The organism is Kribbella soli, assembly GCF_004331345.1.
Taxonomy (GTDB): domain Bacteria; phylum Actinomycetota; class Actinomycetes; order Propionibacteriales; family Kribbellaceae; genus Kribbella; species Kribbella soli.
The window spans coordinates 1,442,667-1,455,366 of the sequence record NZ_SJJZ01000002.1; the positions used below are offsets into that span (position 1 = coordinate 1,442,667).

The 12,700-nt window shown below is 68.0% G+C and carries 9 protein-coding genes; 6 read left to right on the forward strand and 3 right to left on the reverse strand.

The window, feature by feature from the left end:
- Positions 1-29 precede the first annotated feature (29 nt).
- From E0H45_RS20930 to E0H45_RS20940, 3 genes are all read right to left on the reverse strand, one after another.
- Positions 30-950 (reverse strand): carbohydrate ABC transporter permease, encoded by a 921-nt coding sequence (locus E0H45_RS20930; protein ID WP_131339703.1) that lies wholly within the window; start codon positions 948-950, stop codon positions 30-32.
- Complete coding sequence (locus E0H45_RS20935; protein ID WP_131339706.1) at positions 947-1,867, reverse strand: ABC transporter permease; 921 nt, start codon at positions 1,865-1,867, stop codon at positions 947-949. The genes E0H45_RS20930 and E0H45_RS20935 overlap by 4 nt, the downstream gene beginning before the upstream one ends.
- 103 nt (positions 1,868-1,970) lie before the next feature.
- The gene (locus E0H45_RS20940) at positions 1,971-2,972 is read right to left on the reverse strand and encodes a hydroxyacid dehydrogenase (protein ID WP_202872419.1); all 1,002 of its coding nucleotides are present in this window, start codon (positions 2,970-2,972) and stop codon (positions 1,971-1,973) included.
- 138 nt (positions 2,973-3,110) lie between these two features.
- Here E0H45_RS20940 and E0H45_RS20945 point away from each other — a divergent pair, with 138 nt between their 5' ends.
- The 6 genes from E0H45_RS20945 to E0H45_RS20970 all read left to right on the forward strand — a co-directional run bounded on the left by E0H45_RS20945 (position 3,111) and on the right by E0H45_RS20970 (position 12,692).
- The gene (locus tag E0H45_RS20945; RefSeq protein ID WP_131339708.1) at positions 3,111-6,554 is read left to right on the forward strand and encodes a putative Ig domain-containing protein; all 3,444 of its coding nucleotides are present in this window, start codon (positions 3,111-3,113) and stop codon (positions 6,552-6,554) included.
- Between the two features lie 72 nt (positions 6,555-6,626).
- Positions 6,627-7,661, forward strand: a complete 1,035-nt coding sequence (locus tag E0H45_RS20950) for a LacI family DNA-binding transcriptional regulator (RefSeq protein ID WP_131339710.1) — start codon at positions 6,627-6,629, stop codon at positions 7,659-7,661.
- Positions 7,658-8,596 (forward strand): 2-hydroxyacid dehydrogenase, encoded by a 939-nt coding sequence (locus tag E0H45_RS20955; protein WP_131339712.1) that lies wholly within the window; start codon positions 7,658-7,660, stop codon positions 8,594-8,596. Before E0H45_RS20950 ends, E0H45_RS20955 begins: the two co-directional genes overlap by 4 nt.
- A 10-nt stretch (positions 8,597-8,606) precedes the next feature.
- Positions 8,607-9,824, forward strand: a complete 1,218-nt coding sequence (manD, locus tag E0H45_RS20960) for a D-mannonate dehydratase ManD (protein ID WP_131339714.1) — start codon at positions 8,607-8,609, stop codon at positions 9,822-9,824.
- Positions 9,821-11,305 (forward strand): mannitol dehydrogenase family protein, encoded by a 1,485-nt coding sequence (locus E0H45_RS20965; RefSeq protein ID WP_131339716.1) that lies wholly within the window; start codon positions 9,821-9,823, stop codon positions 11,303-11,305. The genes manD and E0H45_RS20965 overlap by 4 nt, the downstream gene beginning before the upstream one ends.
- A 19-nt stretch (positions 11,306-11,324) precedes the next feature.
- A complete protein-coding gene (locus tag E0H45_RS20970) occupies positions 11,325-12,692 on the forward strand; it encodes an MFS transporter (protein ID WP_131339718.1) in 1,368 nt (455 codons plus the stop codon).
- The last annotated feature ends 8 nt before the right edge of the window (positions 12,693-12,700 follow it).

Sequence of the window (12,700 nt, forward strand, 5' to 3'; positions counted from 1 at the left end):
GTGCCTCCAGAAGTTGTGGGGGGAGACCGTCAGCCTTTGGTGGCTCCCAAGGTGATGCCTTTGACGAAGTAGCGCTGCGCGAACGGGTACGCGAGCAGGATCGGGCCGATGGTGACGACCGTGAGGGCGAGCCGGAGCTGGTAGACCGGCGTCGACTGTTCCGCGGCTGTCGGCAGCATCTGCGAGAACGTGACGTTCGAGATCAGGTTCTGCAACAGCAGCGGTAGCGGGTACTTGTGGATGTCCGAGATGAACAGCAGTGCGGTGAACCACTCGTTCCAGTAGTGGACCGCGTAGAACAGACCGACGACGGCCAGGATCGGCTTGGACAGCGGCAGTCCGATCCGGAAGAAGATCTGCATCTCCCCCGCACCGTCGACCCGGGCCGAGTCGAGGATCTCCTCCGGCAACTGGCGGAACGCCGAGACCTGGATGAAGACCAGGAAAGGTGCCACCAGCAACGGCAGGATCACCGCGAGGTAGCTGTTCTGCAGCTTGAGGTACTGGGTGACCAGCAGATACAGCGGGACGAGGCCGCCGGCGAACAGCATCGGGATGTAGGCGAAGATCGCCAACGGCCGGCTGACGTAGGGCAGTCGCCGCGCGATCACCCAGCTCAGCCCGGACGTGATGCTCAGCGCCAACACCGTGCCGACAACAGTGATGAAGATGCTGGCGACGTACGCGCTGACGAGGGTCGGCCCGGTGAAGATCAGTTTGTACGCCGCCGTTGAGAACGGTTGCGGGATGAGGCTGTATCCCTTGCCTGCCAGGGTCTGCTCGTCGGTGAACGAGCCGGACAGGATCACCCAGAAAGGAATCAGGCAGACCAGCATGAACAGCGCGACGCCGATGACGCTGACGACGGTGAACGGTTCCCAGCCACCAGAGCGGCGCTTGGCTGCTGTCCGGCCGGCGGCCTTGGCCAGGCTCGAGGTCATGGTGGTCACAGCAGACTCGTCTCCTTCGAGTACCGGCGCTGGATCAGCACCGCGGTCGACACCAGAACGAAGCCGACCACCGACTGGAACAGGCCGATCGCCGCGGTGGTGCCGAAGTCACCGATCTGGCGCAGGGACCGGAACACGTAGGTGTCGATCACGTCGGTCGTCGGGAAGAGCGTGCCGTTGTCGCCGACGATCGCGTAGATCGTCCCGAAGTCTCCGTAGAAGATGCGGCCGACACCGAGCACCAGCAGGACCGCGGCCGTCGGCTTCAGCAGCGGCAGGGTGATCCGGAGCGCCATCTGTGCCCGGCTCGCGCCGTCGATCTGGCCCGCCTCGTAGACGTCCTCAGGAATCGAGGTGATCGCGGCCAGGAAGATGACGCTCATGTAGCCGCCCAGCTGCCAGATCTTGACGAAGGTGAGGATCCACGGCCACGGTCCCGGTTCCGTGTACCAGCTGACCGTCGGCAGCCCGAAGCCGGCGAGCGCGTCGTTGACGACGCCTCCGGATCCTGACGGCCCGGACAGCAGGACCTGCAGCATGATCGCGATGACGACCGGCGAGACGAAGTACGGGAAGAAGATCGTCGACTGGGCCGCTCGCTTGAAGAAGCGGCCGCGGATCTCGTTCAGCATGATCGCCAGCGTCACGCCGGCGGCGAGCGTCGCGGCGAGGAACAGCACGTTCAGCACGATGGTGTTGACCAGGATCCGCTGCGCGTCACCGGAGGCGAAGAAGTAGCGGAAGTTGTCCAGGCCGTTCCACGGGCTGCCGAAGAGGCCCTTGCTGATGTCGAACTCCTTGAACGCCACCACCAGGCCGGCCATCGGCGCGTAGCTGAACACCAGGAAGAACGCGACAGCGGGGACCGCCAGCAGTCCCAGCCACAGGCTGGAGCGCACGGGGGTTCGAGTACTCATGGGAGCTCCTTCAGCACCAGATCTAGAAAGCGCTTTCCATCTGCCGAGAAGGTAGCGCTGGGTTTCAGACGTGTCAAGGCGTGGCAATCGTTGCCTTTTGCGATCAGGCGGCGCGATCGAGGTCGGCGACACCGATCCCGAAATGCAGCGGCTCGCCGGCGACGAGGCGCCCCAGTTCGTCCGCGACGCACAGACCGAGACGTGCGAGTTCGTTGCCGTGCGAGCCGGCGATATGCGGCGTGATGAACGCGTTCGGCAGCCGGAACAGCGGCGATCCGGACGGCAGTGGTTCAGGCTCGGTGACGTCGAGCACCGCCGTGATCCGCCCGGAGACCAGCTCCGCGGTCAACGCGCCGGTGTCGATCAGTTGCCCGCGCGCCGTGTTGATCAGCGTCGCGCCGTCCCGCAGTAGGGCAAGCTCCGATCGCCCCAGCAAATGATGGGTCTCCGCGGTCAACGGGGCGTGCACACTGACGATGTCGCTCGTCCTCAGCAGCGTCCCGAGATCGACCGTCGGTACGTCGAGAGTCCCGGCGTACGGGTCGTACACCTGGACCCGGAACCCGAACGGCCGCAGCAGATCCAGCACCTGCCGGCCGATCCGCGAAGCGCCGATCAGTCCGACCGTACGACCGTTGTTCCCGACGTCCGGGTGGATGTAGCCGAGCTCGAAGGTCCGCTCGCGGCGATAGCGCTCCCGCAGGTCGAAGGCGCCTTTGCCGGCCAGCAGGATCGTGCCGAGCGTGAACTCCGCGACCGGTACGCCGTTCGCCGCTGCCGCTGACGACACCGCGATGCCGCGCTCCCAGACTTCGCGGCTCAGGTGACCCTTCACGCTCCCGGCGGCGTGCAGCACGGCGCGCAACTTCGGGGCCGCCTCCAGGAGCTGGCGGTCGACGACCGGGCATCCCCACCCGGTGATCAGAACTTCCACCTCGGCCAGGCGATCCACGACTCGCGGGTCGTCGAACCGGTCGACGGGATCGGCCGGATCGACGAGGGCGAACTGCTCCAGACGCCGGCGGACGTCTGCCGGGAACAGCCGCGGCCAGTGCTCGGCGGACATGACGACGAGCGCAGGCAGCTTTTCGGGTACGAGAGGCATGCCGTCAGGCTGGCATAGAAAACGTTAACTATCAGGGGATCAAAAATTTCGGAGGCGACCACACGCTGGCGGCCGCCGCGGTGCGATGCGAGGCTCCGACCGCTCCCTTCCGAGCCGTCACAACGCTGGAGTGTCCCGATGGCTGTTCTGAAACTGTCCGCACTGGCCACTGCTCTGGCTGCGCTCCTCGCAGTCGTCGGAGTCGCACCGGTCGCCGCTACGCCGGCCTCGACCACCGCGGACCCGTTGCCACAGCTGACCCCGGTCACGTCGAGCGCCGGCTTCGTCCATCCAGGACTGGCCGTGAGCGCGTCGTCCCTGGAACTCGCTCGCAAGCAGGTCCGCGCGGGCGTCGAGCCGTGGGCGTCGTACTACGCCGCGATGAGCGCGACGACGTACGCCTCCCGGACCTTCAGCTCCAAGAACCAAGGCACCGTCGTCGACCGGCCGTCGAGCAGCGCCTTCAACTCCCAGGGCATCCAGGCGCGGTTCATCGACGACGCGTTCCGGGCCTACACCCAGTCGATCCTGTACTTCATCACCGGGGACCCGGTCTACCGCGAGAACAGCCTCAAGCTGATCCGGATCTGGGCACACATGGATCCCGGCGGCTACGTCTACTACCCCGACGCGCACATCCACAGCGGCGCACCGCTGATGCGGATGCTCGCGGCCGCCGAGATCGTGCGCTACTCGACCGTCACCGCACCGGCCGACGACGGCTACGACCTCGGCTGGAACGACAGGGACACCGCGGAGCTCACCAGCAACCTGATCGTGCCGCTCACGCAGACGTTCCTGTACCGCAACCGCAACTTCATGAATCAGCACAGCTACTCGCTCATCGGTGCGATCGCGGGCTACATCTTCACCGACAACCTCCCGCGCTACCGCGAGGCGGTCGAGTGGTTCTCGGTGAACTCCAGCAACCCTGACGACGACACCAACGGCGCGCTCAGCAAGGTCATGCCGGTGATCGCGAAGAACGACCCGCGGAACCCGTACCACCAGACGTTCGTCCAGTTGCAGGAGATGGGACGCGACCAGGCCCACGCCTGGGACGACGTCACGATGCTGACCCAGCTCGCCCGCGTCATCGACATCCAGGGAACCAAGCTGGACCCGGTCCGCGGCACCGTGTCGACGCGGCGGGACGCGGTCTCGGTCTATGCCTTCGGCGGCGACCGACTGCTGCGCGGCTCCGAACAGTTCTTCGCGTTCATGATGGGCAAGACGATCCCGTGGATCGACACCACCCAGCGCGGCGGCGTGCTGTCCCAGGCGTACCGCGGCCGGATCTTCGACCCGACCAACGAGCTCTACACCATCTACAAACAGAAGCTCGGCCCCGCCATCGCCGGGATCGCCCCGAGCATCACCAAGTTGGCCACGACCCAGGACGCCGGCGCGCAGTTCTACTGGGGAACGTCGTCGTACAACTTCTGGAACAGCAACCCGGACTTCAACCCGGATTCCTGGCTGTCGTTTCCCGCCTCCGTCGCCGGATCGGCACCTCCGGTCCAACGCGACGCCCTCGTGCAGGCGGAGACGAGAACCACTCCCCTCACTGCCGGTACGTCGGTAGGCGCCGGGTTCGTCCGCATGCAGGCTCGCCCCGCTGGTACGACGCTCGCCGTACGGACGTTGCTGTACGACAACCGGAACGGCTACAGCCCGGTCGGCGTGCTGATCCGCACGAACGGCACGGCGACGCTGCAGATCAGGAAGGAACAAGGGCTCGCGCCGTACTACACGCTGACGCTTCCGAACACGCACGGCGCCTGGCGGTACGTCACGTACGACATGGATACGAGCAAGCTCCGCGGCAGTGCCGGCGGCGAGTCCCTCGCCTACTACACGGTCGTCGGATCGCCCGACGTCACGGTCGACGTCGACGCGATCAACCTGCAGGCGAAGACCCAGCTCACGCCTCCACAGTTCGCGCAGGGCTCGGACGTGAGGCTGCTCGCGATCGCCGGCGAACCGTTGTCCACAACGCTCTCGGCCGCCGACTCCGACCAACTCTCCTACGCTCCCGGAGCCAACTTTCCCGCAGACGCATCGCTCGACCAGGCATCGGGCGCGCTGACTTGGCAGCCCACCGCAAGCCAGGTCGGTGATCACAACACCTTCGTCGTCGCATCCGACGCGGCCACAGACGCCGTACTCCGTGTGCGGTTGACCGTCAGCGCGACCCGTCAGGACGCCGTGACCGCGGCGCTCGCGGGCTACGACGCCGGTACGACGTACGTCCGAGCCACCCGCTCCGCCGTCGACACGGCGAAGGCGGCCGCTGAAGCAGACCTCGCAACCTCGGACCCGGCGACCTTCGCCGCGGATCTCGTCGCGTTGCAGGCCGCGGTCGCCCGGCTCGAGAAGCTGACACCGACGATGCCCGACGACGGCTCGTTCGACTACTGGGGTCGCGCGACCTCGGCGTCACTGTCTCAGGTTGCCCTGGGCAACATGCTCGACGGAGACTTCAACACCTTCTCCGGCGATCTGACCGCGCCGGCGGTCATCGACGTCGGCGCCGGCTTCCGGGTCACGGCCGACGCCTTCGGGCTCCAGGCGCGGTACAACTTCGCCAATCGCACCCAGGGCGCGAATGTGTACGGCTCGAACGACGGCCGGGCGTGGACCCTGCTCACGTCGCGCGAGACCACGGACACCTCCGATCAAGGCTTCACACTTGAGCGGATCCCGGTCCGCGACGACGTCCTTGACCACAGCTTCCGGTTCCTCAAGATCCAGGTCGACCATCCCGGCGTCCCCACGGATCCGGCGTACCCGGGGCTGTCGAGCTTCAGCGAGTTCCGCATCTACGGACAGCGGCTGGAGATGAGTACGGCGATCAACTCGGTGTCGATCGCCTCCAACGGCAGCGACCCGAAGCGCGCGCAGAACGGCGACACCGTCACGCTGACGATGACGGCCACCGAACCGCTGAGCCAGGTCGACGCCTCGATCGAAGGGCGCGAAGCTCAGGTCACGAGCCAGGACGGCGAGCGCTGGACCGCGACGGTCACGCTGCCCGACGACGTCGGCTACGGTCGCCCGCTGCGCTTCACCGTCGACTACACGACCGCGAGCGGCCAGACCGGGGCGACGATCGTCGATACGACGGACGGCACAGCGCTCGAACTCTGGAACACCCGCGTCCGAACCGTGGAAGTCCAGCAAGGCTGGGTAGTCGCCTCCAGTCCGGCCTTCCCCGGCGTCGGCACCCCCGAGGCCAACGGCTGGCGGATGTTCGACGGGGACCTCAACACCTTCACCGACACCACCTCCGGGAACGGATGGGTCAGCGTCACTCCCCCGGCCGGCACGAACCTCACGTTCGACACGGTCCGGGTCCATCCGCGCAGCAACTTCCCTGCACGAGCCAACGGCGACCTCGTCCAGGGCTCGAGCGACGGCGGTGCCACCTGGACCACGCTCACCACGATCAACGGCATCACCGACGGCAACCAGTGGTACGCGTTCCCGCTGGCGGCGCGGGCGTCGTACCCGATGATCCGGATCGCCGATTCGCACGGCGGCTTCACCAACCTCGCGGAGGTCCAGTTCCTGGTGAGCTGACCGAGCTCTTGACAGAGTTGCGCAACTTGCCGCAATCTTGGCGAAACCTTGCCGCAACCTCTGGAGCGAGCCGTGAATCCCACCCTGACCGACGTCGCGCAGCGCGCGGGTGTGTCGTTGTCGACCGCGTCCCGGGCGTTCAGCGACCCGGACCGGATCGGCCGCGACACCCTGCGCCGGATCATCGACGCCGCGGAGGAGATCGGGTACGTCGCCTCGGCCGGCCGCCGCTCCCGGTCGGGGCTGCCGACCCGCTCGGCCACGGTCGCGATGATCGTCCCGGACATCGGCAACCCGGTGTGGGCGAGCTTCGTCAAGGCTGCCCAGGCGCACGGCTGGAACCGTCGCCAGACCGTCGTCCTGACCGACACCGACGGCAGCCCGGACCGCGAGCGGGAGATCATCGGCGAACTGCACGAGCGGGTCGACGGGTTCGTCGTCTGCTCGCCCCGGCTGCCCGCACACGACATCGTCGAGCTGTGCGGTGACACCCCGCTGGTCCTGGTGAACCGCACGAGCGACGAGACGAGCAGCGTCGTACCGGACGCCGCCGACGGGCTGCGTCAGGCCTTGGAGTACCTGCGCGTCCTCGGTCACGAGCATGTCGCCTACGCCCAGGGGTCGCCGCTGTCCTGGTCGAACCAAACCCGAGTGGAAGCGATCCGGCAGCTGGCCGACCAGGCCGACATCGAGCTGGAAGTACTCGGCTGGCAGGCGGAGACGGTGGCCGGCGGTCAGGCCGCAGCGGCCAGCGTCGTCGCCTCCGGCGCCACCGCGGTGATCGCCCACAACGACCTGATGGCACTGGGCATCATCGCCGGAGCAGTCGCGCTCGGAGTCGAGGTCCCCAGCGAGCTGAGCGTCATCGGCATCGACGACACCCCGCTCGCGGAGGTCGGCCGACCGACGCTGACCAGCATCCAGGTCCCGATGTCCCGAGCCGGCGTGATGAGCATCGACATGCTCCATCAGCAGCTGACCGCAGAGCCCGGCCAGGCGCCCGCCGAGCCGCGCGCCGTCACACTGCCGACGCAGCTGGTCGTGCGCCAGAGCACCGGCCCGGTGGCCGGATGGACACCCGCGCGCCGCGATCGGAGCGACGCATGAGAGTCGTCGTCACCGACCCCAACCTGCTGCCCTTGCGCGGCGAGCTCGAGGTCCTGCTGCCTCATGACGAACTGATCTGGCTTCCGGACGACCTCCTCGACGCATTGAAGACCGCCGAGGTCCTGGTCGGCCCGGCGTTCACCCAGGAGATGGCGGATGCCGCGCCAGGCCTCCGGCTCGTGCAGGTCGCCGGTGCCGGCACCGACCGCGTCCAGGCAACCGGCGTACCGGTCGCGAACACCTATCACCACGAGGACTCGATCGCCGAGTACGTCGTCTGGGCTCTGATCGCACTGCGCCGCGAGCTTCCCCAAGCCGACGCCGCCCTCCGCCAGAACCGCTGGCGCTCGCCCGTCTACGACCCAGCACTCCCCCAACCCCAGACGCTGTCGAGCGCGAAGGTCGGCTTCCTCGGCTTCGGCCACATCGGTCAAGCCACCTGGCGAGTTCTGCAGCCTTTCGGCGCGCAAGCCCAAGCCGTGACCGCCAGTGGAAAAGCCGACGGCCTGAGCTGGGCCGGTGACACCTCCCAACTCCCACGCCTGCTCGAAGAGTCGAACGTCCTCGTCGTCTCCGCGCCGCTGACCGAAGCCACCCGCGGCATCATCGGCGCCGCCGAGCTGAGCAAACTCGGCGCGGACGGCGTGCTCGTCAACGTTGCCCGCGGCCCGCTCGTCCAGGAACACGCCTTGTACGACGCTCTGCGCAACCACACGATCCGCGGCGCCGCCCTCGACGTCTGGTACTCGTACCCGTCCGGCGGCGACCGGGCCCAACCGGCCGAAGCCCCGTTCGGGGAGCTGGACAACGTCCTGCTCACACCGCACCTGTCCGGAATCACCCGGCAGACGTTCCGCGGCCGCATCCAAGACATCGCCGCCAACATAACCGCCCTTGCTGAGGGCAACGAACTGCGCAACCTCGTCCGACTCTGAGAGCACTCTTATGACCGATCGCATCATCGCCGCCGAGGTCATTCTCACCAGCCCCGGCCGCAACTACGTCACCCTCAAACTGCAGACCGCCGACGGCCTCGTCGGGTACGGCGACGCCACCGTCAACGGCCGTGAGCTCGCCGTGGCGAGCTACCTGCGCGACCACGTCGTACCGTTGCTGACCGGCCTCGATCCGGCGCGGATCGAGGACACCTGGCAGTACCTGTATCGCGGGGCGTACTGGCGCCGCGGGCCGATCACGATGGCCGCGATCAGTGCGGTCGACCTCGCCCTGTGGGACATCAAGGGCAAGGCTGCCGGGATGCCGGTCTACCAGCTGCTCGGCGGCGCGGTCCGCGACCGCGTCCTCGCCTACACGCACGCCTCGGCCTGGGAGCTTCCCGAACTGCTCGACGAGGTCGATGCGCGCCGTGAGGAAGGATTCCGGGCTGTCCGCGCGCAGTCCGGCGTACCCGGTCTGGAGACCGTGTACGGCGTACATCGCGAGGCCGCCGGCTACGAGCCGGCGAAGCGTGGAGCCGCGCCGGTGGTCGAGTCGTGGGACACGGACTCCTACCTGCGGCACGTTCCGTCCGTCCTCGCCGCGGTTCGTGAGCACGTCGGTCCCGAGTTGGCGTTGTTGCACGACGCCCATCACCGACTCACGCCGCAGCAGGCCGCGCGACTCGGCAAGGCGCTCGAACCCGCGGACCTGTTCTGGCTCGAGGACGTCACCCCGGCGGAGAACCAGGACGCGCTGCGTCTGGTCCGGCAGCACACGACCACCCCGCTCGCGATCGGCGAGGTCTTCAACTCGATCTACGACTGCAAGGACCTGATCACCGGGCAGCTGATCGACTACATCCGGGTCGCGGTCGCGCATGCCGGCGGGATCAGCCACCTACGCTCGATCTTCGCGCTCGCCGCCGTGTACCAGGTGAAGGCGGCGCCGCACGGGCCGTCCGACGTCTCGCCGGTCTCGTTCGGCGCGAGCGTCCACCTCGGGTTGTCGACGCACAACTTCGGCATCCAGGAGTACATGGGGTACGACGCCCTCGCGCACGAGGTGTTTCCGCACGCCTGGTCGTTCAGCGACGGCTACCTGCACCCGGGCGAAGCACCCGGTCTCGGTGTCGAGGTCGACGAGGCGCTGGCCGCGAAGTTCCCGTACGAACCCGCCTACCTGCCCGTAGCGCGCCGCCTCGACGGCTCAGTGACCGACTGGTGAGCGACTTGAACCGCGCTTCGGTTTCCAGGCAGCTGCTGACCGCCCGGCCACCGGCCGGCACCGGCATCGTGCATCTCGGCCTCGGCAACTTCCATCGGGCCCACCAAGCCGTCTACACCGCGCAGGCCGGCGACGGCTGGGGCATCCTCGGCGTCGCGAGCCGCTCGGCGACGGTCGCCGACGCGATGAACAGCCAGGACGGTCTCTACTCGGTGCTCGAGCTGTCGCCCGGAGGTTCGTCGATCAGCGTGCCGGGTGTCCACACGGGCGCGATCGTTGCCGCTGGCAACCCCGCTGCGGTGGTCGACGCCATCGCGGCCGAGGACACTCGCATCGTCTCGATGACAGTCACCGAACACGGTTACTGCATGGACCCGAGTACGCACCGGCTCGCGCTGGATCACCCGGGCATCGTGGCGGACCTCTCCGGCGCAACTCCACGCACTGTCATCGGGCAGATCGCGCGGGCCCTGGAACGCCGGGCGGAGATGCACGGTGCTCCGATCACCGTCCTGAACTGCGACAACATGCAGTCGAACGGGACACAGACCCGTCGGTTGGTGCTCGAGTTCCTGCAAGGCACCAGACAGGGCAGCAAGGCCGAGAGCTGGGTCGCGGAGAACGTCGCCTTCCCGAACTCGATGGTCGACCGCATCGTCCCGGCGACGACGGACGCCGACCGCGCGGCGGCGTACGAACTGCTGGGCGTGCACGACCTCAGCCCGGTGCCGGCCGAGCCGTTCACGATGTGGGTGATGGAGGACCGCTTCGCCGCCGGGCGACCGTCCTGGGAACGGGGCGGCGCGGTGTTCTCCGACGAGGTCGAGGCCTACGAGCTGCTGAAGCTCCGGCTGCTGAACGGCACACACTCGCTGATCGCGTACCTCGGTGCGCTCGATGGGCACGCGACGATCCCCGAGGCGCGCGCCACCGGCTTCATCGAGTCCGCGGCCCGGGCCGTCCTCGAAGACGAGTACCTGCCGACTATCACGCTGCCACGTGACTTCGACGTCGACGCTTACATCGCCTCGCTGTTCGAACGGTGGTCCAACGACGCGCTCGGCCACCGGACCCAGCAGGTCGGCAGCGACGGATCCGTCAAGCTGCCGCAGCGCATCCCTGCGCCAGCACTTCAGCTGCTGCGTCAGGGCGTGATGCCGGAGCATCTCGCGCTCACATGCGCCGCGTGGCTGTGTTGCGTCGTACCCCTGTCCGGGTTCGATCCGGGTCCGCATGCGCGGGCCATGGTCGACCCGGCCCGCGAGCGGCTCGGGGCGCTCGCGGCGCAATCCCGCAGTACCGAGGACCTGGTCCGGTCGGCGATCGGCCAGGTGTTCGCCACGGAACTTGCCGAGAGCAATGACTTTGCCCGGCGCGTCAGCGACTACGTCGCCGTCATCACCCGTGACGGCGTCCGCGCCGCGGCCCGTGAGGCCGCGCGCTCCCGATCGTCCCGGCCGCACGCCTCCCCCGCGGCCTGAGACCCCGAAGGAATCCGCCATGGAACCGAACCCCTCGTCCCCCGAACCGTCCCGGCAGGAGGTCCGCCGGGCCGCGCTCGCGGGCCTGATCGGCACCGCGCTCGAGCAGTACGACTTCGTCATCTACGGGACCGCGTCGGCGCTGGTCTTCAGCCATCTGTTCTTCCCCAACATCTCCGCGACGGCCGGCCTGCTCGCCAGCTTCAGCGCCTACGCGGTCGGCTTCTGCGCCCGTCCGCTCGGCGGCTTCTTCTTCTCGCGGTACGGCGACCGCCTCGGGCGCAAGTGGATCCTGGTGGCCACCTTGACCCTGATGGGCGTCGCGACGATGGCGATCGGCGTGCTGCCGACGTACGAGTCGGTGGGCGTCTGGGCACCGATCCTGCTCGTGCTGAGCCGGTTCCTGCAGGGCTTCGGCGCCGGCGCCGAGCAGTCCGGTGGCGCGACCCTGCTCACCGAGACGGCTGTGCGCGGGAAGCGCGGACGGCTGGCGGCGTTGATCATGACCGGCGCCGCGGCCGGTACGGCGCTCGGCGCCGGGGCGTGGGCGTTGGTCCAACTGCTCCCGGACGACCAGTTGATGTCCTGGGGCTGGCGGGTGGTGTTCCTGAGCAGTGCGTTCGTCACGATCGCGGCGTACATCCTGCGCCGGAAGCTCAAGGAGACGCCGGTGTTCGCGGAGATCAAGGCCGAGCGCACCGCCGCTGCCGCGCCGGTCCGTGAGGTGTTCCGGAACGGCAAGAAGGCCGTCGCCCTGGTCACCTTGATGACCGTCGGGTTGAGCGTGCAGTCGTACACCTACCAGGTGTTCATGGCCTCCTATCTCAAGGGAACCGTGAAGATCGACGCGCAGACCGTGCCGGAGATCCTGCTGGTGGGAGCGATCTTCGGAGGAATCGGCGCGGTCGTGCTCGGCTACCTGTCCGACCTGTTCGGGCGGCGGTCGGTGTTCCTCGGCATCGCCGGGCTGCTGCTGCTCCTGCCGTTCCCGACCTTCGTTGCCTTGAGCACCGGGAATCTCACGGTCATCTACCTGGCCATGATCGTCGGTTTCGTGTTCGCCTGCCAGGGCGGGGTGGCGGTGACGATGAGCTACTTCCCGGAGATGTTCGGCAGCCGCTACCGGTACGCCGGTGTCACCCTCGGCCGCGAGTTCGCCGCCGTACTCGGTGGCGGCTTCGCACCGCTCATCGCGGTCGCGCTGATGAACGCGTTCGACTCCTGGGTGCCGGTCGCGATCTACATGACCGTCGCGATGGCGATCACCTTCGGCGCCGCACTGTTCGCGCCCGAGACCCGGGACCGCGACCTGCTCGCGCCCGAGAACGCCACCGACCGCACACCGGCGTTGGAACCCGCGACGTCGCCCGCTACCGCCACGGCCTGAAGGAGAAC